This window comes from Ruegeria sp. N10 (assembly GCF_056531545.1).
This window is the reverse complement of sequence record NZ_JBQFLY010000025.1, coordinates 1-23,622: the sequence shown is the minus strand read 5'-3', so window position 1 is coordinate 23,622 and position 23,622 is coordinate 1. Positions and strand designations below refer to the sequence as shown.

The 23,622-nt window shown below is 57.2% G+C and carries 25 protein-coding genes and 1 pseudogene; 13 read left to right on the top strand and 13 right to left on the bottom strand.

Going from position 1 to position 23,622, the window contains the following annotated elements:
- Positions 1–17: 17 nt before the first annotated feature.
- Genes ACR0JI_RS20200 through ACR0JI_RS20180 form a run of 5 tightly spaced genes read left to right on the top strand, consistent with a single transcriptional unit; the run spans position 18 to position 4,555 of the window.
- Positions 18–1,388, top strand: a complete 1,371-nt coding sequence (locus ACR0JI_RS20200) for a Rieske 2Fe-2S domain-containing protein (RefSeq protein ID WP_480477993.1) — start codon at positions 18–20, stop codon at positions 1,386–1,388.
- Positions 1,385–2,017 (top strand): hypothetical protein, encoded by a 633-nt coding sequence (locus ACR0JI_RS20195; protein WP_480477995.1) that lies wholly within the window; start codon positions 1,385–1,387, stop codon positions 2,015–2,017. The genes ACR0JI_RS20200 and ACR0JI_RS20195 overlap by 4 nt, the downstream gene beginning before the upstream one ends.
- On the top strand, positions 2,017–2,643 hold the full coding sequence (locus ACR0JI_RS20190; RefSeq protein ID WP_480477997.1) for a hypothetical protein: 627 nt from the start codon (positions 2,017–2,019) through the stop codon (positions 2,641–2,643). Before ACR0JI_RS20195 ends, ACR0JI_RS20190 begins: the two co-directional genes overlap by 1 nt.
- Complete coding sequence (locus tag ACR0JI_RS20185; RefSeq protein WP_480477999.1) at positions 2,643–3,833, top strand: YlbE family protein; 1,191 nt, start codon at positions 2,643–2,645, stop codon at positions 3,831–3,833. The genes ACR0JI_RS20190 and ACR0JI_RS20185 overlap by 1 nt, the downstream gene beginning before the upstream one ends.
- The gene (locus ACR0JI_RS20180) at positions 3,830–4,555 is read left to right on the top strand and encodes an amidase (protein WP_480478001.1); all 726 of its coding nucleotides are present in this window, start codon (positions 3,830–3,832) and stop codon (positions 4,553–4,555) included. The genes ACR0JI_RS20185 and ACR0JI_RS20180 overlap by 4 nt, the downstream gene beginning before the upstream one ends.
- Before the next feature lie 11 nt (positions 4,556–4,566).
- On the opposite strand, the pseudogene ACR0JI_RS20175 reads toward ACR0JI_RS20180, so the two are convergent.
- The 5 genes and pseudogenes from ACR0JI_RS20175 to ACR0JI_RS20155 form a co-directional block, all read right to left on the bottom strand.
- Positions 4,567–4,626: pseudogene (locus tag ACR0JI_RS20175) on the bottom strand (RidA family protein); the annotation flags it as partial.
- A 106-nt stretch (positions 4,627–4,732) separates the two neighbouring features.
- Positions 4,733–5,230 (bottom strand): sarcosine oxidase subunit gamma family protein, encoded by a 498-nt coding sequence (locus tag ACR0JI_RS20170; RefSeq protein ID WP_480478003.1) that lies wholly within the window; start codon positions 5,228–5,230, stop codon positions 4,733–4,735.
- Between the two features lies 1 nt (position 5,231).
- Positions 5,232–8,102 (bottom strand): 2Fe-2S iron-sulfur cluster-binding protein, encoded by a 2,871-nt coding sequence (locus ACR0JI_RS20165; protein WP_480496284.1) that lies wholly within the window; start codon positions 8,100–8,102, stop codon positions 5,232–5,234.
- Positions 8,089–8,346, bottom strand: coding sequence for a sarcosine oxidase subunit delta (locus ACR0JI_RS20160; RefSeq protein WP_480496286.1), 258 nt, complete (start codon positions 8,344–8,346; stop codon positions 8,089–8,091). Before ACR0JI_RS20160 ends, ACR0JI_RS20165 begins: the two co-directional genes overlap by 14 nt.
- Positions 8,347–8,360: 14 nt before the next feature.
- On the bottom strand, positions 8,361–9,611 hold the full coding sequence (locus tag ACR0JI_RS20155; RefSeq protein WP_480496288.1) for an FAD-dependent oxidoreductase: 1,251 nt from the start codon (positions 9,609–9,611) through the stop codon (positions 8,361–8,363).
- Positions 9,612–9,919: 308 nt separating this feature from the next.
- On the opposite strand from ACR0JI_RS20155, the gene ACR0JI_RS20150 reads away from it, so the two are divergent.
- Positions 9,920–10,708: a phytanoyl-CoA dioxygenase family protein gene (locus tag ACR0JI_RS20150; protein WP_480478013.1), complete on the top strand. Its 789-nt coding sequence runs from the start codon at positions 9,920–9,922 to the stop codon at positions 10,706–10,708.
- A 271-nt stretch (positions 10,709–10,979) separates the two neighbouring features.
- Positions 10,980–11,447 (top strand): N-acetyltransferase family protein, encoded by a 468-nt coding sequence (locus ACR0JI_RS20145; RefSeq protein WP_480478015.1) that lies wholly within the window; start codon positions 10,980–10,982, stop codon positions 11,445–11,447.
- Here ACR0JI_RS20145 and ACR0JI_RS20140 read toward each other — a convergent pair.
- Both ACR0JI_RS20140 and ACR0JI_RS20135 read right to left on the bottom strand, forming a co-directional pair.
- Positions 11,425–12,471 (bottom strand): aromatic ring-hydroxylating dioxygenase subunit alpha, encoded by a 1,047-nt coding sequence (locus ACR0JI_RS20140; RefSeq protein ID WP_480478017.1) that lies wholly within the window; start codon positions 12,469–12,471, stop codon positions 11,425–11,427. The two genes, ACR0JI_RS20145 and ACR0JI_RS20140, sit on opposite strands and share 23 nt — an antisense overlap.
- Before the next feature lie 96 nt (positions 12,472–12,567).
- Entirely contained in the window at positions 12,568–13,497 is a 930-nt protein-coding gene (locus ACR0JI_RS20135; protein WP_480478019.1) for a LysR substrate-binding domain-containing protein, read from the bottom strand.
- A gap of 96 nt (positions 13,498–13,593) precedes the next feature.
- Between ACR0JI_RS20135 and ACR0JI_RS20130 the strand changes: the two genes are divergently transcribed.
- From ACR0JI_RS20130 to ACR0JI_RS20120, 3 genes are all read left to right on the top strand, one after another.
- Positions 13,594–14,679 carry a hypothetical protein gene (locus ACR0JI_RS20130; protein WP_480478021.1) on the top strand — a complete coding sequence of 362 codons (1,086 nt, stop codon included), beginning with the start codon at positions 13,594–13,596 and terminating at the stop codon, positions 14,677–14,679.
- A 154-nt stretch (positions 14,680–14,833) separates the two neighbouring features.
- Positions 14,834–15,775, top strand: coding sequence for a fatty acid desaturase family protein (locus ACR0JI_RS20125; protein ID WP_480496290.1), 942 nt, complete (start codon positions 14,834–14,836; stop codon positions 15,773–15,775).
- A gap of 3 nt (positions 15,776–15,778) precedes the next feature.
- Positions 15,779–16,096 (top strand): non-heme iron oxygenase ferredoxin subunit, encoded by a 318-nt coding sequence (locus tag ACR0JI_RS20120; protein WP_480478025.1) that lies wholly within the window; start codon positions 15,779–15,781, stop codon positions 16,094–16,096.
- Positions 16,097–16,108: 12 nt separating this feature from the next.
- Here the strand turns inward: ACR0JI_RS20120 and ACR0JI_RS20115 are convergent, their stop codons facing one another.
- The 5 genes from ACR0JI_RS20115 to ACR0JI_RS20095 are packed head-to-tail and all read right to left on the bottom strand — an operon-like array spanning position 16,109 to position 20,139.
- Positions 16,109–16,690 (bottom strand): glutathione S-transferase N-terminal domain-containing protein, encoded by a 582-nt coding sequence (locus ACR0JI_RS20115; protein ID WP_480496292.1) that lies wholly within the window; start codon positions 16,688–16,690, stop codon positions 16,109–16,111.
- A gap of 50 nt (positions 16,691–16,740) precedes the next feature.
- The gene (locus ACR0JI_RS20110; protein ID WP_480496294.1) at positions 16,741–17,622 is read right to left on the bottom strand and encodes an amino acid ABC transporter permease; all 882 of its coding nucleotides are present in this window, start codon (positions 17,620–17,622) and stop codon (positions 16,741–16,743) included.
- Positions 17,623–17,677: 55 nt separating this feature from the next.
- The gene (locus ACR0JI_RS20105) at positions 17,678–18,511 is read right to left on the bottom strand and encodes a transporter substrate-binding domain-containing protein (RefSeq protein ID WP_480478031.1); all 834 of its coding nucleotides are present in this window, start codon (positions 18,509–18,511) and stop codon (positions 17,678–17,680) included.
- A gap of 36 nt (positions 18,512–18,547) precedes the next feature.
- Positions 18,548–19,390 (bottom strand): amino acid ABC transporter permease, encoded by an 843-nt coding sequence (locus tag ACR0JI_RS20100; protein ID WP_480478033.1) that lies wholly within the window; start codon positions 19,388–19,390, stop codon positions 18,548–18,550.
- A 2-nt stretch (positions 19,391–19,392) separates the two neighbouring features.
- Positions 19,393–20,139: an amino acid ABC transporter ATP-binding protein gene (locus tag ACR0JI_RS20095; protein ID WP_480478035.1), complete on the bottom strand. Its 747-nt coding sequence runs from the start codon at positions 20,137–20,139 to the stop codon at positions 19,393–19,395.
- A 316-nt stretch (positions 20,140–20,455) separates the two neighbouring features.
- Here ACR0JI_RS20095 and ACR0JI_RS20090 point away from each other — a divergent pair, with 316 nt between their 5' ends.
- The 3 genes from ACR0JI_RS20090 to ACR0JI_RS20080 are packed head-to-tail and all read left to right on the top strand — an operon-like array spanning position 20,456 to position 23,046.
- Positions 20,456–21,034 (top strand): carboxymuconolactone decarboxylase family protein, encoded by a 579-nt coding sequence (locus ACR0JI_RS20090; RefSeq protein WP_480478037.1) that lies wholly within the window; start codon positions 20,456–20,458, stop codon positions 21,032–21,034.
- Between the two features lie 11 nt (positions 21,035–21,045).
- A complete protein-coding gene (locus ACR0JI_RS20085; RefSeq protein ID WP_480478040.1) occupies positions 21,046–21,633 on the top strand; it encodes a helix-turn-helix domain-containing protein in 588 nt (195 codons plus the stop codon).
- Positions 21,634–21,645: 12 nt separating this feature from the next.
- Positions 21,646–23,046 (top strand): MATE family efflux transporter, encoded by a 1,401-nt coding sequence (locus tag ACR0JI_RS20080; RefSeq protein WP_480496295.1) that lies wholly within the window; start codon positions 21,646–21,648, stop codon positions 23,044–23,046.
- A 16-nt stretch (positions 23,047–23,062) separates the two neighbouring features.
- Here the strand turns inward: ACR0JI_RS20080 and ACR0JI_RS20075 are convergent.
- The coding region (locus ACR0JI_RS20075) for a TOBE domain-containing protein (RefSeq protein ID WP_480496297.1) at positions 23,063–23,622 on the bottom strand (560 nt) is incomplete at its 5' end.

Here is a 23,622-nt window from a genome sequence, read left to right as displayed (position 1 = left end):
TACGCACGGAGGATGCCATGAACAATCATTTCTCAACCCCCGAGGGCAATTTCCGCGGTCACGACCAGCAGAGCGTTTGGCAACAAGAGCCCGACCCGGAGCTGACTGAAGTCGGCCCCGGCACGCCATGCGGCGAATATCTGCGCCGGTTCTGGATGCCGGTGGCGATGACTGACCAGATCGGCGACCTGCCCTATCGTCTGCGCATTCTGGGCGAAGATCTGGTTCTGTTTCGCGAAAAAAAAGATGGCAAGCTAGGCCTGACCCATCTGCATTGCTGCCACCGCAATATGAGCCTTGAGTTTGGCATTGTAGAGGAAGGCGGCATCAGGTGTTCCTATCACGGCTGGAAATACGGACTTGACGGCACCATTCTGGAAACCCCGTGTGAACCACCTGCCTCTCAGGTCAAGAAAAAGGCTTGCCTGGGGGCGTATCCGGTGATCGAATACAAAGGGTTGGCCTTTGCCTATATGGGTCCGGCCGTCGCGCAGCCCCTCTTCCCGGTCATGGATACCTTCGATGACGAAGGTGACGAGTTGGTGCCCTATCTCATCAAGTCCCCCTGCAACTGGCTGCAAGTGATGGAGAATGCCTGGGATCCGTTCCATGTGGTCTACCTGCACACTCTGGCTGTGCGGAGCCAGTTCATCGACGCCTTTGCCGAAATGCCGATGATCGAGTTTCACGAAAGCCAGACCGGCGATTTCTACACGAATGTCCGGCGTGTGGAGGATATCGTCTGGGTCCGCATCCATGATCATATGTTGCCCTCGTTCACCCAGAACGGCGGTCATTTCCCGGTGCCGGATGGGCCGCGCTATTTTGGACGCTGCGGGCTGTCGCGCTGGATCACTCCAATTGACGACACCAACACGATGGTCATCGCCTGGCGTCACTTCCGCGATGCGGCGGCGAATGACGATCCCAAGGGTCTGACTGATAAAAGCAAGGTGGGTTTTGGAATGACCGATTTCTACGGTCAGGATCCCGACCGACCGTATGAGATGCGGCAACGCGATCCGGGGGACTATGACGCCTGGGTCAGTCAGGGCCCCAAGAATATCCACGCCCGCGAAAACCTCAGCTTTACCGACCGGGGTGTCGCCAAGGCGCGCCGTCTGCTGCGCAACGCCATTCGCGCTCTGAAGAGTGGCGAAAGACCGCCTCAACCCTCTGACAATTTCGCCGGAAAGATGATACCGACATATGCTGGTGACACCATGCTGCGCATTCCATTGCAGGTGGGGCGGGACGACGGGGCAGTACTCAAAGAGGTCTCGCATCAGGTAGCTGAAATCTACAAATCCGGTGACCACCTTCAGGGTGAGGCTCGCAAGACGTTCATCGTTGATGCGCTGAAAGAGTATGAGGCGAGCTGGTCATGACAGCGCGCATCCCCCATAACCCCGGCCGAGTGGACTGGTCCGGTGAAAACCCGGGCATCTATCTGAAACAGGACCCCGACCAGGATCACTATGACACGCTGGCGCTTTTCTTTCGGGTGGTTCTGTCACCTTATGGTCGCGGACACGCGGCACTGATCCTCGGGGCGCCCGATCAGGCGCAGGGCTGGCCGCATGTGCCAAACCTGGTCATGACCGATAACCAGCGGATGATGCGCTGGATCGTCGATGGATGGGTGACAAAGATGCCGACCTTCATTGGCAAGGCGGGTCTCGGCGCGATGAGCTGGCTGGACTGCGACAGCGTCGAAAAGCGCCCCCGCGATCTGAAGTCCAGATACTCCGAAACCCTGCGCGGCTCAGGCGTTACGGTCGAGATGATCTGGCAGGACATGGGTCCACCATTGCCGGTAGAGGTGACCAAGGAGAACTCGGCTACTAAAGCGCATGAAATGTATTCGGTATTTTTGGAGGCCAAGGCGGCGCAGGTTGTCATCAACGGCACCCGCCTGCCCGGTCAGGTCGCTAGCCGCCAGTTCTTTGGCCGCACCATGTCGACGGCCTTCCTCGCCTTCTCGGAAACCTGGGTAACCCCGCAGGAAGATCTGTGATGCCTTTGAACGAACCTATCACACCCGGCATCGTCGACTGGACAGGCGAAAACCCGGGCATCCTGCTCAAAGACGACAATGACAACTTCTCAGCCATGGCGCTGTTCTTTCGCGTGGCATGGTCTCCAGTCGGTCAGGGTCAGGTGCTCTTGCTTTACGGAACCCCGGATCAGGTGGAAGGACCACCTGAGGCTCCGAACGTAATTCTCAGCGACAATCCTGATCTCACGGCTTTTCTGAAGACCAACTTCATCGGCAAACTGGCCGCTTTCGCCAACGCCCCTGCTTTCGCCACCCTGCCCGAGATTGGCGCGCAGGTTGTGCGTTCCTCAGGCGATCCGATGAGCCATCGCTACACCGAGACCATCGTAGGCGAGAACCTGACCGTTGAGCTGGTCTGGGAAGGGTTCGAACCACCCCGCGCGCTGGAACTGTCGCCGCACGAGGTCGCCTCGGGCGAGCAGAACATGTTCTCGCTGCTGGTGCCTGCCCATTCCGCGCAGATCATCGTCAATGGCCATGCTTTGCCGGGCAAACTGGGTACACGGGTGCAGGCCGGATATAAGACGACGACGGCATTCCTGTATTTCTCGGAAACATGGATCATCCCGCCGGAGGATACGTGATGCTGCACGCCGCAGATCAGCTGGCCTTTGACAAGGCCATGGTGACCCAACCGGTCTGGAACCGGTTCAATACAGCGTCTGATGCGCTGGGTTTGGACGAGAACGTTCTGCTGCATTCAGGCCCCGCCTTTGCCAGCCTCGATCAGATTACTGCACCGATCCTGAATTCTGCCTGCGTCGCTGCTGTCTGGCAGGGGCTTGCGAAGGATTTCGATCAGGCCGAGGGGATGATCAACGCAGGTGAAATCCTCCTGAGACCTGCACAGGATCATAATGTGGTGACGCCGCTGGCCGCCGTGGTCTCGGCGGATATGCCGCTGCACACGGTTTATGACGCGTGGCGCGGGCGGCAGCAGGTTTATGCGCCGATCAATGGGGGTAGCCGTCCGGCAATGCGGCTGGGGCTGCGGTCCAAGGCAGTGCTGGACCATATCCAATGGCTCAATACCCGGTTTCTGGACGTACTTGAGAAAGGGATCGCCGAAGGGATTGCTCTGGTCCCACTCGCCGTGATCGGCCTGACGGGTGGGGATGATTGCCACGGGCGCACATCTGTAGCCGCGCAGGCGCTGATTGCCGAACTCAAGGATCGCACGCCGGGCGGGATCACGGATGACGATGTGCTGGCTTTTATGGATAGCTCACCTTCGCTGTTTCTGAACCTGTGGATGGCGGCAACCAAATGTATGATGAAACTGGCCGAAGGGATTGACGGCTCTAGCTTCGTCACCGCGGCAGGTGGCAATGGGCGCGAAACAGGCATTCAGATCTCCGGTCTGCCGGGCCAGTGGTTCACAATCCCGGCCAGCCCGCCCAAAGGGACGTTTGAGGTAGACCTGTCACAGGAGCGGGCGCTTGGTGCTATCGGTGACAGCGCTGTGGTCGAAGCCTTCGGGTTGGGGGCCATGGCCATCGATCTGAGCCCGGAGCAGAAAAAGGGTCTGGGGGCTTATCTGCCCGAAGATGCGCAGGCACGCATGTCCGGCCTGTCGGTCGGGGCGCATCCCTATTTCCGCGCATTGGATGTTCAATTGGGAAGCACCGCGCGCGGCGCAGTAGAACAGGGTTCAGGGCCCGTGATCGGCCTGGGCATTCTTGACCGGCTGGGCGAAGCCGGACGCCTGGGCGGAGGCATCTATGACATGCCTGTCACGCCTTTTGCCGACGCCCTGAAAGCGCTGGAGGCATGACGCAGCTGAACCATCACTCCGCCCACGCACTGGCTGCAATGATCCGGGCTGGCGAGGTGAAACCATCCGAAGTGATGGCGGATCATCTGGACCGGATCGAAAACCGTGAACCCGTCATCGGGGCTTTTCAGACCCTCGATGCCGAGCGCGCCATGGAGCGTGCAAGGTCTGCCGACGCACTCCCCGTTGGCGGACCGCTCCATGGCGTGCCATTTGTGATCAAGGACATCATCGACACCGATGACATGCCGACCGGTTGGGGTAGCGACCTTTATTCGGATCGCCGCCCTGATCGGAACGCGACCTGTGTGCAGGCCTTTCTGGACGCAGGTGCCATTCCGATCGGCAAGACGGTAACCACCGAATTCGCCTATTTCCGACCCGGTAAGACTGCAAACCCGGCCAACCCGGCGCATACACCAGGTGGATCATCATCCGGTTCGGCCGCGGCTGTGGCTGATTTCATGGCCCCTTTGGGATTTGGATTTCAAACCGCGGCTTCGCTGATCCGCCCAGCCGCCTATTGCGGGGGCTGCGGCTTCAAGCCAACTACCGGACGCTACGATCTGACCGGTGTCATGGGTCTGTCCCTAAGCCTCGATACGTTGGGCATTCTGGCACGCGATCCCCGCGACCTCGCGCTGAGCGACGCTGTACTGTGCGGCTCCGATCTGCTGTCCCCGGCCTCTTCCATCCAGCGCTGGATATTGCGGCAGGCCTGATCCGCCTGCGCACCGGGATCGCCTTCGCCAATCAGTGTACCATCCAGCAAAGTACCAACCTGCCCCTGCATGAAAACAAAGTCACCCCGGGCACGGATTGCCTTGGAATAGGTTGCTTTCGCGTGATAGCGCGTCTGGTACTTGTGGATGTGTGTCCGGGCCAGGGCAGTTGCCTCCTCAGGCCGTTGCGCGGGTCAGAAAGTCGTCAATCATATCCGCAAAACTCTGTTCGACCGCAAACTCAATACCATCCCGACACCGCATCACCAAAGCCTTGAGACCAAAAACTTCGGTATAGGTAACTGCATCTGGCCCGAACACGCTGTCATGCAGGTCCATCGGACTGGCAATTGCCATCGCCTGATCCGCATCCGTTCCTGTAATGCGAAAGAATGTCATGGTGTCCGAGATACGCACGATACTAATATCCGCCGGGCAGTCCGTTGGCTTCAGCTTTGCCTCCAGCGTATCTTCCTGTGCCAGCGGGGCCCGGGTGACCCAGTGGTTACGACCGATGTAAAACAGCTCGGTGTTGTCTTTATTCACGCGGGTGTTCGGGCGATCCGGCAATAACGGCAGAGCGTCCCCGACCCAATTCGAAACCGCGTCAGGCGCTCCTTTGAGGTCGAATAGGGCCATCAGGCTGCGTCGTTCTATTTTTACGTCATAACTCATCTCAGGACCTCAGCAACTTGCCCTCGGGGTCGTGGAAGACCGGTCTCGTGACAGTGACCGGGATCACATCGTCCTTCAGCCGGACATGGGCGGTTTCGCCCTGTCGCGCGTGACCGTTTTCCAGCAACGCCAGTCCGACCCATCGTTTATTGACCACACTCCAGACGCACGCCGTGACCAACCCGTCGGTGGCCTCTTTGCGTCCTTCAGGGGTCAAGGGTGCACCTTCTGGGATTTGCCGGTCAGGGTCTTTCGGCAGAATGCCCACCAGCTCGCGCCGCGTCCGACTGCCCGACCGGCGCAGAGCAACCGAGCGTTTGCCGAGATAATCGGGCTTCTTCTTCGACATTGCCCACCCCATTCCGAGATCGAATGCATCGACCGTTCCGTCAACTTCGTGACCCAGCGACAGAAACCCTTTTTCGACCCGCAACACGTGGCTGGATTCTGAGCCTACGGGCAGAATACCGAAAGGCGCTCCGGCCTCCATCACCTTGTCCCACAGCTGCGCCATATCACGAGGGGCAACGTTGACCTCAAAAGACAGTTCACCGGTGAAGCTGACCCGAACCACCCGCGCCGGAAGTCCGGCAACAGTGCCATCGCAGAAGGACATGAAGGGAAACACCTCGGGCGAGAGATCGATGTCGGTGCCAAGCGCCTGTAAGACGTCGCGCGCCCTGGGGCCGCAGATGGTAGCGTTGTTCCACTGGCTTGTGACCGTGGTGATCATCACCTGCCAGTCCGGGAATTCGGTCTGCAACAGCTTTTCCATATGCTGATTGACCGCATCCGCGTGCCCCGTCGAGGTCGAAACCAGCCAGCGGTGTTCGTCCAGCCGGAAGGCAACGCCATCATCCAGGATCAGCCCGTCATCCGACAGCATCAGCCCATAGCGCCCGTTGCCCGGTTTCAGGCTGGACATGATGTTGGAGTAGATGAAATCGAGGAATTGCGGAACATCCCGACCCTTCAGTTCAAAGGTGCCAAGGGGCGAGCCATCATAGACGCCAACTCCTTCCCGCACCGCTCGACATTCGCGATTGACGGCCTCTTGCAGACCTTCGCCCGGTTTCGGGAAGTATCCCGGTCGCCGCCAGCGCGCGCCAGCCTCATACATGACCGCGCCGTTGTCCTTGTTCCACTGGGTCACAGGGGTATGGCGATAGGGGAACAGCCCCCAGCCCTCCCGCAACCCGCCAATCGCACCGAAGGAAACAGGCGTATAGGGAGACCGGAAAGTGGTCGTTCCAACCTCTTGCAGCGGCACGCCTTTTTGCATCGCAACGGTGCCGATGATGTTGATATTGCCGGTCTTGCCCTGGTCGATCCCCATGCCGCCGGTGGTATAGCGCTTGACGTGTTCGACATTGTCATAGCCTTCGCGCAAGGCCAAATGCACATCACTGACCGAGACATCGTTCTGCACATCCAAAAAGGCTTTGCCGTGCTGGCCCGGAACATCCACCCGCCAGAGCGCTTCAATTGCATAAGGCAGATCGTCGCCACCCTCAACGATCTTGTTCAGCGTCAGATCTCCTGCCGCTGCCCCCACCGCGCGGCACTTCTGAACCGCCTGATCAGGGACAAATGCTGCCAGATCCCCATCAAACCGCAACGTGCTGCGGGATTGCGACCACAGGTGCACAGTTGGGCTCCACCCACCGGAGCAGCCCAGCACATCACAATGGATCCAGTGACCTGCTCCTCCGGTCATGGGAACGGCTTTGACCGCGCGAACCCTTTTATGACCACGTACATCACTTGCAACTGTTGCAGTGTGAACCGGGACATTCGGAACCTGATCCAATACCTCAGACGGGACAGTCTTGCGGCTGTCCAGAATGGCCATAACCTGCGTACCTGCCGCTGACAGATCAGCCGCCACAGCATAAACACTGTTGTTGTTGGTAAACAGCACCACACGCTGCCCAGGCGTCACGCCCCACCGGTTGACGTAAGCCTGCACGGATGAGGCCAACATCACACCGGGCCGGTCATTGCCGCCAAAAACCATGGCGCGTTCAGTGGCTCCGGTAGCAATAACAACTTCGCCGGCCCGCACGCGCCAACTGCGTTCCAGAATACTGTCCTGTTCCGGCTCGCGTTCGTTCACCATTATCAGATTGTGTTCGCGATAGGCCCAGACAGTTGCATTTTGCAGATGGGTGACATTGTCCATACCGCGCAGCTCAGCCACCGCATCCGCGACCCAGTCCATTGCGGGACAGCCACCGATCGAAAGATTGCGGTTGAGCAGACTACCGCCCGCCTCGGTGCCCTCATCCGCCAGAAACACACGTTTACCCGCGCGACCGGCCTCAAGCGCAGCTTGCAGACCGGCTGGGCCAGCTCCGGCGATCAGTACATCGGCGTGGGCGTTCCGGGCCTCAAAATGACCCCTCGCCGGAGGATTGGCGGGTGCCGCCGCCAGCCCTGCGGCCCGACGGATCGAGGGTTCAAACAGGTGCCAGTCCGGCCACTTGAACGTTTTGTAGTAGAACCCTGCGGGGATAAAGCGCGTCAACAGCTGATTGATCCCACCCAGATCGAACTCGGGCGAGGGCCAGCAATTGACCGACCGCGCGCTCAGCCCGTCGCGCAGCGGCACCGTTGTCGCGGGACGGTTGCCCGAAGCATCTTCGCCATCCAGTTCCACCAGTGTTGCGGGTTCTTCGGGCCCGTGCCCCATGATACCCCGCGGGCGATGATACTTGAAACTGCGGGCCGTGACCCGAACCCCGTTTGCCAACAGGGCTGAAGCCAGCGTATCTCCCTCGAACCCTTCATAGGGTTTGCCATTGAATGTGAATCGCAAAGGGCGGTTTCGGTCGATGCGCCCGCCCGAAGCGCGGCGGTTACTTTGTGCCATCGGACGCCTCCACAATGTCATGGGTCCGTGTGTCCCGCCAGATCGTGAACCATTCACCGCATCCGCGCGCGTGCCACCATTTCTCCTCAACCGGACCCAATGGGTTCGGCGTCACCGTCAGATATTCGACCCATTGTTCATCGCTGACGGCATTGGCGTCAGGGCGCTCCGCCCCGACCGGGCCGCCAAAAATAAACTCGCTTTCGTTTCGCTTGCCGCAGAATGGGCAGGGTAAAAGCATCATGATCCTGACCTTTCCTATCGCGCCGTAGTGGTTCCGGCTTCCATCACGAAGTCCAGATGCCGGAACCTGCCAAGAGTGAAGGGCGCCATAAGCGGGTGCGGTTCCCCCTTTGCCACCAGATGAGCCAGCGTCAGCCCCCCTGCTGGAATGGCCTTGTAGCCGCCCCACCATCCGGCGGTGACAAACAGCCCCGGAATCTCTGTCTGATCCATGATCGGCGAGGCATCATGGGCAATATCCAGATGCCCGCCCCATTGGCGCATCAGTTTGAGCTTCTTGAAACTCGGGAACAGGGACAGCATTGCGGTCACCGTGTCTTCGAATACGTGTTGCTTGATGTCACGGCGGAAACTCTGCCCCATGTCGGGCGCACCGCCGATCACCATCTCGCCCTTGTCGGATTGACTGAAATAGAACCCGCTGTCCGGGCAGTTCACGATCACATCGACCAACGGCTTGACCGGTTCGGACACAAACGCGGTCAGGTTCATCGTCCGTAGCGGCAGTTTCAACCCGGCAGTTTCAGTGAGCGTGGTTGTGTGACCCGAGACGGCCACAACCACCTTCTTTGCCCGGACAACGCCCCGGTTGGTCTCAACCCCTTCGATCGAGCCATCTGCCCCGCGCAGCAGGGATTGCACCGCCGTCTGCTGATGAATCTCTACTCCAAGCGCGTCAGCCGCACGGGCATAGCCCCAGGCCACGGCATCATGCCGGTTCACGCCGGCATCCGTATGCACCATGCCGCAGATCACCGGCAGCCGCGCATCCGGCCCGCCGCCAGTCAGCGCCGGAATGCGGCGGCGCAATTCCTCGGTGCTGATCTGTTCATAGGTCGATCCATAGATATCCATCACCAGCTGTCGCCGCCGCAGTTCGCGCAGCTTGGGCCAGGTCTGAACCACATCCACCATGGTTCGTTTGGAATGCATCATGTTGAAGTTCAGCTCATCCGTGAGACCTTCGTACATGGCGACGGATTTGACGTAGAATGGGATCGATTCATCCCGCATGTAGTTTGATCGGATAGTCACAGTGTTCCGGGCAATGTTGCCGCCACCCAACCAACCACGTTCCAGCACAGCCACATCGGTGATGCCAAACTCTTTGGCTAGATAATAGGCGGTGGCCAGACCGTGCCCCCCCGCCCCGATCACCGCTACATCGTACCGATTCCTCAGCGGCGGACTACGCCAGGCTCTGGGCCAGTTCTTATGCCCGGTCAGTGCGTTCCGGGCGAGCGAGAAGATGGAATACTTTTGCATGGTAGTAATAATATTGATTAATACGCACATTCCGTCAATAGACTTATGGCCATGTAAAACGATCCGTCATGTGTTCTATGCCAATGCGAAAAATTAGGTTAAGTTGGCTGGTGAAAGGTGCCGCAATGAGCCTTCGCATTGAACAGTTCCATCGACGTCTTGCCGGCAAATGGTCGGCCCGATCGCTTTGGCCCTGTTTCATTATAAACTGCCGCAGCTCACCCATCACGTAACGCCGGACAAACCGGGTGCAACGCGCCTGCATACTGCAACCGCCTCAATGGAAGAGGCGTTGAATTGGACGTTACATGACACAGACATCTGACCTGAAGATCATTCAGGAAACCTATGCACGCGACGGAGTCGTGCTGCTGAAACAAATTCTGTCGCAGGATTGGCTTACCAAACTACGCAAGGCCGTAGATGAAGAGGTTTCTAAAGGCGAGCGCTATTTTGCCTATAAGAACATGCGCGAAAACCCGGGCGTATTTCAGGATTATTGCCTGACATCGGATATCGGCCAGCGCGTGGCTGAGGTGGCGGGCAGCCCGTGGACTTCGCTTATCTATGACCAGATTTTTGCCAAAGAGCCGGGGACAAAAACCCAGACGGGCTGGCACACCGATCAACCCTATTGGCCGGTGGCCGGACCAATCATGACCATATGGATCGCTCTGGACCCGGTTGACCCAGACAATGGCGCGCTGGAGTTCGTTCGTGGATCACACGATTGGGGTGCCAAGTACCGGCCTTTCAAAACCGACCAGCTTGGGGCGTTCCTGCACTATCTTGAGGAAGACAACCCCGACTATATCGACATGCCTGATTTCGAGGCCAACCGTGCCGCCTACGACATCTTTCACTACCCAAAGATGGAGCCCGGCGATGCGCTGGCATTTGACGGCATGACAGTGCATTCGGCAATGGGCAACCGCACCTCAACTCGGCGCAGACGCGGCTATGCCGTCCGATTTGCGGTAGAGGGCGCCATCTACCAGCCACGCGATGCCGTGACAGAGTGGCTGCATGACGACAGTTTGCGCCCCGGCGCACCCTTTGCCGGAGGGCGTTTCCCAGTGATCTACGGCGCGGCGTAACCGGCGGCGGACACCGGTCCTCTGACCGCACAGTGAATAACTTGACGTTATTCTGCTATCGTCACAGGGTTAGGCCATTATCGTCTTGGCCCAACCCCGCGGCACATATTCCAACGCGCCCTAAGCAGTGCGACCGTTGATGTGTAGTTAGAAAGTGCCGCCACAGCGCGGCATTTTTCATCTCGCTTCAGTAGCAAAGAAACAGGAGGCAAAGATGAAACCTACCATCTAGGACCCAAAGGTGCATATTGGGGACGCGGAGCCGGATAACATGCCTTTTCTGCTGCAAATTATCCGCGCTCTGGCCGCACATCACGACGATGTCCCAAGCATCAACGCTGCAGTGTTAGAGCGGGATGTGTTCGGCAATCAGCCATGGGTCTATGTGCTGGTTGCCGAAACGAAAGGCGAGGTCATCGGCTATGTCGCCCTGAGCCCGCTCACACAGTTGCAGCTAGGCCGTCGCGGTATCGTCATGCACCACCTTTTCATTGGACGGCTGTATCGCCGCATGGGTGTCGGGCGGCAACTTATCGAAAGCGCAAAACAAAAGGCGCGCGCGCTGTCCTGCTCTTACATGATGGTCGGCACCCACCCCGACAATTCAGAAGCCCAAGCCGCCTACCTGGCTGAGGGTTCGAACGACAGGACGCAGCGCATCCCCGGCTTCACGTCCCCCTCGATGCCTAGTGGGTTTCGGAACCGGCCAACAAACCTTACGCCCGCTCAACCATGTTGATCGGAAAAGCCTCAGCCTCAATCGCGCGGTCCAAGGCTTTGCGGAATAGTTTGGCCCCAGCGTCCAATCCCAGATCAATGTTTGGCGTCTTGGCGTTTTTCATGCCCAGATGAACCTTCTCCAAAACCTCCTTGTCCTCAAGAAACGCCATCCGCGCGCCATCATTCATGAATTTGGACACCTCGGAATTATCCGGATCGGAATTGCGGTGCTGGAACCAAAAATACCGGGTCCGATCCTCATCAATCGGGGTCATGAAATTGTAAGAGACGTTGACGAAAGTCTCGGCAACGGGCGGTTTGTCATAGCCGCCGGTTCCGACGGGCGTATAGATGGATTTGTTCAGCCCTATCGCGGGCATACACATCTCGTAATGCTGTAGCCTGTCGCAATCACCGTCAAAGGCCACCAGCTTCGCATAATAGGGCGACGGCGGCTTGTTCTCGATCCAGCGCGAGACAATCACGCCGCGGTCGGTTCGTTCGACATTCAGCGGCTCTTCGTCCGTGCCAGCCCCGGCAAAGGACGAGACATGCACCCAGGCTACATGGCTGGGGTCCAGCAGGTTGTCGCAAACCCACAAGTAGTGGCAGTCGATATCCATCACTCCACCATCAGTCATGCCCCAACTGGCATCGTCGAAATTCTCGATCAGGAAAATATTGTCAGGGTCCGCCTGTTCCGGATCACCCATCCAAATCCACAGGAACCGATACCGATCCACTACCGGATATGATCTTACCACTGCCCGCCGCGGGGTCATGCCACGCTGGGTCGGGCTGTCCGTGCATTTGCCCGAGCAGTCGAATTTCAGGCCGTGATAACCGCATTCCACCACATCACCGATCAGATTGCCTTTGGACAGCGGCAGCTTACGATGCGGGCAAGCATCTTCCAATGCGACCGGAGTGCCGTCCTCCCGCCGGTAAAGCACGATGTTTTCACCCAGAAACGTTTCGGCCTTCAGTTCGCGACCGATATCCTTGCTCCAGGCAGCGACATACCAGCAGTTTCTCAGATACATTGAAATGCTCTCCAGATCGTCAGATGGCTTGTACCAGTATGGGCAGAGAGACGTCCTTGCGCCATGTCGGAATGGTAATGACTCATATAAGCCAGGCTAATTATAAGCGTCGGCGGATGGCGGGATGTCCGGTTGCGCTTCTACTTCAGCACTGATCCAGTTCAGAAACTCACCGACTTTCGGACTGTCCTTGGTTTCGTGTCGCCGAACCAGCCAGTAAGACAAAGGGGACTCGGTCAGTTCTGGAAAGGGTCGAACCAGACGCCCGTCACATAACGTATCGATCACCAGGGGTTCCCGACCCAGCGCGACACCCAGCCCTTCAATTGCAGCCTGAACCACCAGATTGGATTGGCCAAATCGCCGTGTGCGCAAGGGTGACGGCAGCGTCAGACCGCATTGCCGTGCCCAGAAATCCCAGGTTGGGCTTGCAGGACCATGATGCAGATTCTCATCTACCAGCATCGTGTGCTTCGCAAGATCCTCGACCCCGCGCAGGTTGGGTATCAAAGATGGTGCGCAAACAGGAAACAACTGCTCGGTCATCAGCAGATCCACCTGGTAGCCGGGGTAATCACCCAGCCCATAGCGGATTCCGATATCCGCATCCGCGCCGGAGAACGGATATTGACCAGTATCCGTAGCGATCGAAATCGATAGGTCCGGGTGGGCCAGATCAAAGTTCAAAAGACGCGGAAACAACCAGTTGAACGCAAAACCTGGCAGGCATGAAATCACGATGGTCCGGTCGTTGCGGGTCTTATCCCGCAACTGGGTGCAAACACCTGAAATGCGCCCCAGCCCTTCGGAGATGGCCAGCGCCAGCAGTTCACCCTCTCGGGTTGGGCGCGATGACCGCGCGCCGCGTACCAACAGATCGCGACCCAACCATTCCTCAAGCGTCCGCACATGCTGACTGACCGCACTTTGGCTAACACCAAGTTCGGCCGCAGCAGGGGAAAAGCCAGAATGACGGACAACTGCCTCGAAGGCACGCAGAGCTGAATAGGGCAGATTTACAATCATATTAGTCACCCTAATGTCAGACATAATCACTTTCAAATAGATTAGGCGCATGGTGCAGGCCTAATCTGTACGGGCTTGAATCCGTAGGAGACGCGAATGTCGGACATCACACCCGAACGCGGCGCGCGAAATCTTTTGACGAACTGCGCTCACGCAGCGGTGGGTGACCGACTTCTGATCGCTTACGAACCCCCCGAGTTTGGTTATTTTGACGCGGACAGTGTCAAGATCGTATCGGACGTCGCGCAATCCATGGGGTTGTCGGTTGATGCAGTGGATGTAGGATTCAATCCGGACAATCCTCACCTGTCCCCGGATCTTCTGGCGCGGTTCGAAGCAGCCGAGATAATCCTCTTTCTTGCCCGTCTTGGGGATCAGCTACGGTTTTCGGAGATGCCCCGGGGCAAAAAAATCATCGTCAGCTTTGCGCTGAGCCGTGAGCTGTTCGGGTCGGGCTTTTCCAACGGGCACCATGATGCCTTTCTCGACATCAAGGCGGCGATCAATGCCGTCCTGAACGAGGCAACCGATGTGCGGGTCACCTGCCCTCTGGGCACGGCTTTTCAGGGGAAGCCGGAGATGAACCTTGATCCGGCGGGCGATACGTCGATCCTGAGATTCCCCATGTCAGTTTTCACGCCAGTTCCGGCGCACAGTTTTTCAGGGCGGGTGGCGCTGAAGTTTCTGACCGGAACCGGATCAAGATACTATGACGACTATACGATCGAGTTCGACAGCCCGGTGTTTGCGTTGCTTGAGAACGGACGCCTGACCGGGTTCACGGGCGAGCCCACCGATGTCGCCCGGGCCGAAGCGCAATATGACCGGGTCGCGGGCCAGTTCGGTATTGACCGAAATTTCGTGCATTCATGGCATGCTGGCATTCATCCGGGCTGCGGATACCCTTGGGACATGCGCGAGAATTTCGAACGCTGGGGCGGTTCTGCTTTTGGCAATCCGCGTATCCTGCACTTCCACACTTGCGGCGCATATGCTCCCGGCGAAATCAGCTGGAACGTGTTTGATCCGACAATCAAGATCGATGGTGTGACCTATTGGGAAGATGGGGTTTTTCATGCTGACCGCCTGCCCGGTGGAGCTTCCATTCTGGACAAACACCCCTGTGCGGCAGCACTGTTTGCCGACCCCGATCCGGATATCGGCCTTCGCCGAACCGGCTGATCATTCAAGCTTGATAAAACGCGTGCCATCACGCTAATCTGGTAGCAATAGAGTCCACCCGACAGGACCCTATGGTGCGGAGCACTCCCGTCTCCGGTGCCGGAAAATGCGATGAGGGCGCGGCCCCCGCACCGGCAAATTGTGTGGAATTCACATGTCACAAGCAATCGTAACGCCCCTGTCTCAGGCATTGGCCGAAGGCAAGCTCACGCGTGAAGAGCTGAAAGGTTTCACGCAACGGTCTAACGGTCCCGGCTTACGCCATCTGGCGCTTTGGGTTCTGGTGCTGGCCTGCACGACCACCCTTGTTACTCTGGCATGGAACAACTGGCTGATATGGCCAGCAATGTTCCTCCAGGGTATCGTTCTGGTACACCACTTCTCGCTGCAGCATGAATGCGTGCACTATACCGTATTCCGTACGAGGTGGTTGAATGATCTGGTTGGTCAGATCTGCGGCCTGATCATTATCCTGCCGCATCGGTTCTTTCGCTATGAACATTGCGATCACCACACTTATACGCAACTGACCGGAGAAGACCCTGAACTGATCCCGTTGCCCGAGACGTTGGGGGAGTACCTTATGTACCTGTCCGCCCTGCCCTACTGGCGCGGTAAATTCACGGAACTTTTTCGCCATGCCAGCGGCAACCTCAGCGAGACCGAGCTGCGATTCATCCCGAAAGTGGAACATCAGGCGGTGTATCGCGATGCGCGCAGAATGCTGGCCATCTATACGGCCATCTTTCTGGGTATGGCCATCACCGGCTGGTGGGGACTGATCTGGTACTGGATAATCCCTTTGTTTTTGGGTGAGCCGGTGATGCGCTTTATCCGGATGACCGAACATGTCGGACGCCCCACCGTGGCGCAGATGTCCGAAAATACGCGCACCAATCTGGTATCCGCCCCCTGGTCCTTTTTGTGCTGGAACATGAACTACCACGCAGAGCATCACTACGTGGCCTCAGTTCCCTTCCACGCGTTACCTCGCCTTCATGAGAAGCTGAAAGACCACATTCATGTTGAGCCTGGGGGGTATCTGGCCGCCCATCGCGAGATCTTGAGGCAGATCCGGCAGAAGGCGGAGGTGTAACTCATGGCGGATGAAAAACCCTGGAAAGACGTGATCGAGACAACTCGGCTGGAAAAGAACTGGGTCACACGGGTCGAGATCGGCTCACGTATCCTGGCGGTCTACGACACTCCCGGCGGCGTCTATGCCTCGTTGGCACTTTGCAATCATGGCGGTGCTGATCTGTGTGACGGGTATTTTGAAGGCTACGTCATCGAGTGCCCTTTGCATCAGGGTGCATTCGATGTGCGTGACGGACATGCGGTTTCGGCCCCTGCGACACGACCAATGAAGGTATTCGAAGCCCGCATCAAAAACGGCATGGTGCAGATCCGGGCGTAGCCCCGAACAGTCCTAGTCCGGTGCCGGCAACCCCGGCATCAGGATATATCCCGACGGAGCTTCAATACGCGCGATCCACGAATGGACTGCCGGGTAAGGAGCCAGCGATAACTTTCCCTGATAAGCCAGTGCTATGTAGGGGTAACAGGCCGGATCGGCGATCGTTGGACGATCACATGCCAGCCAGCGTCGTCGTGACAGGTGCTGCTCCATAATCTGCAGGGATTTTTGCCCAAGTGCCTGTGGCCCGGTCAAATCGATGTCGCGTTCAAACAGAACAATCGCGCGGGCCGTTGCAACGCCGTGGAAAATCTCGTTTACCGAATAGGACAGCCATTGTTGTATATCCCCATGCTCTTCTGGCGAATCCGGCGCCCAATCTGCAGCGCCATACTTCTGTGCCAGATACATCATGATTGCGGTGCTGTCGCGCAGGGTAAAGCCGTTGTCGTCCAGCACCGGGACCTTGTTCAGCTGGTTGACCTGCAAGAATGTAACCTGGTTCTGATCTCCGCTCAGCAGGTTGACATTGATGATTTGATAAATTGATGATCCAGCCGCAGCATGGACAGCAGCAGCCGAGCTTTGTGGCAACTGCCCGAGAGCCGGAAATCATATATCCGCGTTGCCCCGGGCCGTTCGCGTCAGCGCCTGTCTGACCGCTTTTCAAGTCGTGCAAACAATCGGCTGAGGCCGAAACACACAACAAAATAGAACCCGGCCGTGGTGATCCACGCCTCAAAGATCATGCGGGACGAGGCCACAAGCTCGACTGTTTTGTAGGTGAGTTCCTGCACCGAGATCAGCGACAGGATCGAGCTGTCCTTGATCAGCGAGATGAATTGGTTTGCCAGCGGTGGCACCACTTTCTTCAACGCCTGCGGCAGAATCACGTAACGCATCTCCTGTAGTTTGCTCATACCAATCGAGCGCGCCGCTTCGCGCTGGCCTTTCGGGATCGACTGGATACCAGCCCGGACAATCTCGCCGACAAAGGCGCTTTCAAACAGGGCCAGAACGATGACACCAGAAACCAGTGAGGGAAAACGGCGCATTTCGCCGAAAAAGAAGGTCCAGATATCTTTGTCCTCTTGCCGCGCTATACCACGAGCCCAACGTTCGAGGTTGAGCGCGTCAATCAGTTGTTGTGACAGGAAGAAAAAGAAAATGAAAACGACCACAACCGGCGGCACGTTGCGGAGAAATTCAAGATACGTCCGTGCCAGCATCCGGATCGTCAGGTTTGCTGAACACCGCGCAACCCCCAGAATGGTGCCAAGCAACAAGGCCAGAATGCCCGAGTAAATACTGATACGGACTGTCGCCATAAGCCCCTGCAGAAACAGGTTCGCGAAATACTCTTCGCGGCCCGAATGCCAGCCAACGACATAGCCCGGGATCAATTCCCAGCGCCATTTGTAGTTCAGCGTGCCTTCGATCGACAGCCAGATATACCCGAAGAAAGCGATCAGAGTCACCACGATCAGATAATCTGGCCATCTCAGTTTCTTCAGGAAATCTTGCACCGGGATTGCTCCGCCTCAGGGTCGGGGGCGGCAATGCCGCCGCCCTTTGTTTTAGTCACTGAGCAACCTGGTCGGCCCACTCTTCTGTTGCGAACCAATAATTGTGACGCTCTTCCAGCCAACCCGAACGCCATTGCTGAGCAATCCAATTGTTGAAGAAGTTCAATGCATCCGGATCACCTTTGCGCATAGCAAAGGCTTCGCCACGCGGATCAAACAGATCGCCTTCCATCACGCGCAGAGTTTCAGGATTACGCCCTGCTTCCCGGTTGGGCGTAGGCTGTGAAGCCATTGTTGCGTGTGCATTTCCGTTAAGAACTTCTTGCGTCGACGCGCCATCTTCATCAAATAGCAACAAGTTTGCTTCCGGGAAGTTTTCCGCGATCACGACAGCGGGCGTTGCACCGCGACGGGCTGCGAACGTCACGTCTGCAGAATTCAGATCAGCCTGAGTCATTCCATCTGTCAGTTCCTTATTTACCAAGATGGCCAGACCGGAAAAAGCATATGGATCGGTAAAGTTGACAGTCAGGTTTCGCTGCGGCGTCACAGACATGCCCGAGATGATCACGTCGAAATTGCCCGAAACCAGCGCCGGAATGATACCGTCCCATGCGGTGGGAACAAATTCAACTTCGACCCCCATGTCTTCGGCCAGCTTGCGACCGACATCCAGTTCGAAACCGATCAGGTCACCGTTCTTGTCGCGCATCGACCACGGTACGAATAGCGACAGCCCAATGCGGATCACTCCATCCTGCTTGATGGTTTCAATCACACTTTCGCTGGACAGGTTCTGCGTTGTGCTTTGCGCCCAACCTGATGTTGCGACGCCTGTTGCAACGACCGCGCTCAGCGCCGCCCCCAACATTCTGCGAGAAAGCTTCATCTTGGTTCTCCTTGTTGTCCGACATAGTTTTCAGTTTTATTGGTCGACGGCATATTTCTTCTCCAGGTGGGTTACGCCAATCGACAGGATCAGGGTCACCACCAGATAGACCAGTGCAATGGTGAACCAGATTTCGAAACTCATGTAGGTATCGGATATGATGTTGCGTCCAAACGTGGTCAGTTCAGCCACCGCGATCACGCTTACAATCGCTGAGGATTTGATCAGGTGAACTACCTCACCGGTCATCGGTGGCAGCATGAACCGTACTGATTGCGGCAAAATGATATAGCGATAGGTCTGATACGGTGTCATCCCGATGGATTTTGCCGCCTCCCACTGACCCGTGGGAATTGCGTTGATACCAGCGCGGAAAATCTCGGAAATCAGGGCCGAATGAAAAACGGCAAGTGTCAGGATACTTGCCGTGTATCGGTCAAACCCAAAGATCGGCCCGAGCACATAATAGAAAAGATAAAGCAGAACCAGCAGCGGAATATTGCGGATCAGTTCCAGGTACCCCACGGCAACCGCTGACCCGATGACCAACCCCGATAGCCGCAACAGAGCCACCAAAAGGCCTATCGCCGTTGCCAGCAAAAAGGCGGTCACCGACAGTTGGATGGTGGCTACAAGCCCAATTGGGATTTCACCCCATTCAAACCCGACCTCGGTATTGCGGTACAGGAATTGCGGCACACGATACCATTGCCAGTTATAACCCATACTCTGCGCCCCGGCGTAAGCGCCATAGGCGATTAGACCAACAATAATGGAATAAATGACAACGGAAATCAGGACCGAGTCGAAAAACCGCTTGTGAAACGGTGGCTTTGGCAACGGCTGGCCCTTTGGCCCGGATATGCCCAGATCGCTCACGTTCAATGCGCCAGAATCTGATCCAGGAACAGGCGGCACCGTTCGCTGGAAGGGTTGGTAAAGAACTGTTCAGGCGGCGATATCTCGACGATCCGACCCGCCTCCATAAAGACCATCGTGTCTGCGACCTTGCGGGCAAACCCCATTTCGTGGGTAACCACAACCATGGTCATGCCGGTTTCGGCCAACTCGACCATCACGTCCAGAACTTCGTTGATCATTTCCGGATCGAGCGCCGAGGTCGGCTCGTCAAACAGCATGATCCGGGTTTCCATGCACAAAGAACGCGCAATCGCCACGCGCTGCTGCTGACCGCCAGACAATTGTGCCGGATATTTGTCGGCCTGTTCCGGAATATGCACGCGCTCAAGATAATTTCGCGCGGTCTCTTCGGCCTGTACCTTTGAAACTTTGCGCACTTTCATTGGGCCGATCATAAGATTTTCCAGCACAGTCAAATGCGGAAACAGATTGAACTGCTGAAAAACCATCCCAACTTCCTGGCGCAGTTCGCGTATCTCCTTGGCCCCCTCGTAAACTTCGATACCATCTATCACCAAACGGCCCGAATTGTGCCACTCCAGACCATTGAAACAACGGATCAGTGTGGACTTTCCCGAACCAGAGGGTCCGCAGATCACTACTTTTTCACCCTGATGAACCGTCAAACTAACGTCTTTCAGCGCATGGAACGTGCCATAATACTTGTCCAGATTGGTCACTTCAATCATCGGAGTGGCGTGTGTCATGTCGCGCCTGTCATGGTTCGGGACACCATACCTGGCAGTCTTTTGCGGTGAAAATTGCGCCGTGATTTCTCAGTTGGCCTCTCCGAAACCGTAGCGCGCGCGGGCCGACAAAGGGCGGTAGCGAAACCGTCCTGAAAGCTAGTGCCAGATTGGCGCTTTGACTGAGTGAGGCAGTCGGGCAAGGCCTGAGAATCCTTAAATCTGTTGCGCGCTAATTAATATGGTTGCTTAATATGCAATACTCGTCAATAAAAAACTCAGCGCGCCGTACAACACGACCCATAATTTGTGCTGACGACTAAGGAAGGAACCAAAAATGTCTGCCTGGATCAGGATGATATCTGACGAAGACGCCGACGAGCATCTGAAGGCCACTCTGGATCTGGCCCGGACGCCACATGGCACAGTGGACAACGTCATGCGTGTTCATTCCCTGCGCCCCAACACAATGAAGGGGCACGTGATTTTGTACCGGGCCTGCCTGCATGATGAGGCAAACACGGTTCCGATGTGGTTTCAGGAAGTCATCAGTTCCTATGTATCCACCCTCAACACTTGCCCCTATTCTTACGCCAACCACTGGTCCAACGCCCGACATCTAATTGATGATGACGCCCGCGCCGACCAGATTGAGGCGGCGCTCAAGGCGCATCGTCCGCAGGATGCCTTTGACGGCGCCCATCTTGCCGCGCTGACCTACGCAGAAAAACTGACGCTGACACCGGGTACGATGGTCGATTCTGATGTGGCCGGGCTAAAAGAGACTGGTTGGGATGATGGTGAGATACTCGAAATCAATCAGATCGTCGGCTATTTCAACTACGTGAACCGCTTGTTGAACGGGCTTGGCGTGACCACGGACGGAGATGTTGTGGGCTATTACGGCAGCGAGTGATGGGAGAAGCCATGCAGGGAGACCCGCCGGGAAGACAGATCGACCGCGCAATTGGCGCATCGCTGAAAGAGCTGCGCCAAAGCCGAAAGCAATCGGCCCGCCGACTGGCCGAGCAATCGGGTATTTCCGCCGCAATGGTCAGCCGTATCGAAAACGGGCTTGTCTCTCCTTCGATCGACACCCTGGCTGCGCTGGCCGAAGCGCTTGAAGTCCCGATTGTGTCACTGTTCCGCGAAGCCCGCACCGATCACACCGACTATACGCTCGTCCGCCACGGCGAAGGCTTGAAATCCACCCGTATCGCCGCAGGCCATAGCCATGAATATGTCAATCTGGCATTGCATTCACGCAAGGACCTGCGTTTTCAAGCCCGGCGCGTAACCCTTCTGCGCGAGGGTGGTCATCCTCCGACTTATGTCGGTCACGGCGTAGTTTTTGTTCAGGCGCTCGAAGGTGAGGCGGTCTATCGGTATGGCGAGGCCCGGTTCAAGCTGACCGCAGGCGACACGATCAGCGTCGACGCTGAACTGAACCACGGCTTCGAAGAGGTTCTGACCCCGGAATTCGTCTTTCTGACTGTTCAGGCCGAGCGCCCGTGATGCCTGCGTGACATGGCTCAGCCAGCCGATCTTGACCTGACCCGAGGGTCTATTCCGGCACATTTCCGGACACTGGCAGTGCCTGCTGCAATCGGAATGCTGTTCAACACGCTCTATAATGTCGTGGACATCTTTTTTGCCGGGCTGTTGTCGACAAGCGCACAGGCCGGGCTGGCCCTTGGGTTTCAGGCCTTCTTTATAACTTTGTCTGTTGGGGTTGGTCTTGGAGCCGCCATGAGCGCCCTTGTCGGCAACGCACTGGGGGCAGGCAACCACCGCATGGCCCGGCGATTGGTGGCGCAGGGTCTGACATATGGTTTTATCGCCGCCGGGCTTCTGGCGTTGTCAGGCCTCTGGTACGGCCCCGCGCTGATACATCTTGTGTCCGACCCCAGCGAATACCGTGATGCGGGGCTACGCTATTTCTATTGGCTTCTTCTGGCACTGCCCGGATTTCTGCTGGCTCATGGGTGCAACGGAATCCTCCAGGCTCATGGGGATGCGGTATCAATGCAGCGCGCCCTGATCGTGGCCTTCTTCGCCAATATCGCCCTGAATCCTCTGCTTATTTTTGGCATCCCTGGGCTGATCCCGGGGATCGGTTTTGACGGGTTGGCCATTTCTACCGTTATCAGTCAAACCGGTGTCATGATCTACATGATCCGGCAGGTGCTGCGACGACGCCGGATGCAGCGAATGCGGGTCGCCTATTTCACCCCGCGCCTGAATCGCTTTACCGTGATTTCCGTTCAGGTCCTGCCAACGGCGGTGTCTTTCATGGTGATGCTGCTTTCAGGATTTGTCATGCAGTTTGCCCTGAAAATATTCGGGGAACATGCCATTGCAGGCTTCGGGGTCGCCATTCGGCTGGAGCAAATTCTGCTTTTACCTGTGCTGGGTGTTACCGGCGCTGTGCTGCCAATCGCATCGCAGAATTTCGGCGCCCGGGATTTTCAGCGCGTGCGGGCGGCCCTGTTTTATTGCTGGAAAGTCGGATTTATCATGACGGCGATGGCCATCCCAATCCTGTGGGGCCTGAGCCCGCATCTGATGCGCCTGTTTACCACCGACCCCGAAGTCATCCGAGTAGGCGTCAGCTATCTGCGCGTCGACAGCCTGATTCTGCCGTTTTACATGATGCTCTTTTCCATCAATTCGCTGCTTCAGGCCCTCAAAAGACCCATCTGGACGGTCTGGATCAGCCTCTACCGCCAGGGCTTCGGGGTCGCATTCTTTGTCTGGGTCTTCGTCGGCCTGTGGCATTTCAACGAGATCGGTGTCTGGTTCGGAACGGCTACCGCAGTCGTCACGGGTTGGATCATCGCAATTCTGACGGCGAGTCACGTGGCACGGCATGAAATGGGCGGGTTATGGGTTTCGCGTCACCAGGACTCAAATCGAATCCAAAACTGATCCCGCCGCAAATCTCCTACCGCAGCCGCAATCCGGTTTCCGGATCAAACAGCATCGCACGCTCGGGCCGGATCGAGATGCCGATTTTCTCACCTTTCCGACTGCGCTGATCTTCGCGCTCTTCTACGATCAGTTTATCGCCATTGGGTGTCAGCAGGTAAGAATAGGACTCACCGACCAGCGCCTCTGTCAGGTCAACTGTGCAGATGTCACCGGGCCGATCAACCTGAATATGCTCAGGGCGAATGCCTAGTGTCACCCGCGTCGCTGCCTCGGACACCGATGGTGTCACTGGAATGGGGCTTGTCAGCGCCGGGTGACGAACAACCCCATCGGCCACATTGCATTCTAGGAAATTTATCGCGGGGGATCCGATGAAACCGGCCACGAAACGGTTGTCGGGATCGCGATACAAGTCCATCGGAGCACCCACCTTCTCAATCCGGCCATCCAGCAACACCACGATCTTGTCAGCCATGGTCAACGGCACTGCCAAATTGATCGCCCTCCGCTTCTCGGATAGCGAGGCACCATGACGATACCCATCTCGATGCCATGCCTGAAGGGCTTTCGTTT

Coding starts and splice junctions, on each gene's coding strand:
- ACR0JI_RS20200 (WP_480477993.1), top strand. CDS start 18: ATGAACAATCATTTCTCAACCCCCGAGGGCAATTTCCGCGGTCACGAC.
- ACR0JI_RS20195 (WP_480477995.1), top strand. CDS start 1,385: ATGACAGCGCGCATCCCCCATAACCCCGGCCGAGTGGACTGGTCCGGT.
- ACR0JI_RS20190 (WP_480477997.1), top strand. CDS start 2,017: ATGCCTTTGAACGAACCTATCACACCCGGCATCGTCGACTGGACAGGC.
- ACR0JI_RS20185 (WP_480477999.1), top strand. CDS start 2,643: ATGCTGCACGCCGCAGATCAGCTGGCCTTTGACAAGGCCATGGTGACC.
- ACR0JI_RS20180 (WP_480478001.1), top strand. CDS start 3,830: ATGACGCAGCTGAACCATCACTCCGCCCACGCACTGGCTGCAATGATC.
- ACR0JI_RS20170 (WP_480478003.1), bottom strand. CDS start 5,230: ATGAGTTATGACGTAAAAATAGAACGACGCAGCCTGATGGCCCTATTC.
- ACR0JI_RS20165 (WP_480496284.1), bottom strand. CDS start 8,102: ATGGCACAAAGTAACCGCCGCGCTTCGGGCGGGCGCATCGACCGAAAC.
- ACR0JI_RS20160 (WP_480496286.1), bottom strand. CDS start 8,346: ATGATGCTTTTACCCTGCCCATTCTGCGGCAAGCGAAACGAAAGCGAG.
- ACR0JI_RS20155 (WP_480496288.1), bottom strand. CDS start 9,611: ATGCAAAAGTATTCCATCTTCTCGCTCGCCCGGAACGCACTGACCGGG.
- ACR0JI_RS20150 (WP_480478013.1), top strand. CDS start 9,920: ATGACACAGACATCTGACCTGAAGATCATTCAGGAAACCTATGCACGC.
- ACR0JI_RS20145 (WP_480478015.1), top strand. CDS start 10,980: ATGCCTTTTCTGCTGCAAATTATCCGCGCTCTGGCCGCACATCACGAC.
- ACR0JI_RS20140 (WP_480478017.1), bottom strand. CDS start 12,471: ATGTATCTGAGAAACTGCTGGTATGTCGCTGCCTGGAGCAAGGATATC.
- ACR0JI_RS20135 (WP_480478019.1), bottom strand. CDS start 13,497: ATGATTGTAAATCTGCCCTATTCAGCTCTGCGTGCCTTCGAGGCAGTT.
- ACR0JI_RS20130 (WP_480478021.1), top strand. CDS start 13,594: ATGTCGGACATCACACCCGAACGCGGCGCGCGAAATCTTTTGACGAAC.
- ACR0JI_RS20125 (WP_480496290.1), top strand. CDS start 14,834: ATGTCACAAGCAATCGTAACGCCCCTGTCTCAGGCATTGGCCGAAGGC.
- ACR0JI_RS20120 (WP_480478025.1), top strand. CDS start 15,779: ATGGCGGATGAAAAACCCTGGAAAGACGTGATCGAGACAACTCGGCTG.
- ACR0JI_RS20105 (WP_480478031.1), bottom strand. CDS start 18,511: ATGAAGCTTTCTCGCAGAATGTTGGGGGCGGCGCTGAGCGCGGTCGTT.
- ACR0JI_RS20095 (WP_480478035.1), bottom strand. CDS start 20,139: ATGACACACGCCACTCCGATGATTGAAGTGACCAATCTGGACAAGTAT.
- ACR0JI_RS20090 (WP_480478037.1), top strand. CDS start 20,456: ATGTCTGCCTGGATCAGGATGATATCTGACGAAGACGCCGACGAGCAT.
- ACR0JI_RS20085 (WP_480478040.1), top strand. CDS start 21,046: ATGCAGGGAGACCCGCCGGGAAGACAGATCGACCGCGCAATTGGCGCA.
- ACR0JI_RS20080 (WP_480496295.1), top strand. CDS start 21,646: ATGGCTCAGCCAGCCGATCTTGACCTGACCCGAGGGTCTATTCCGGCA.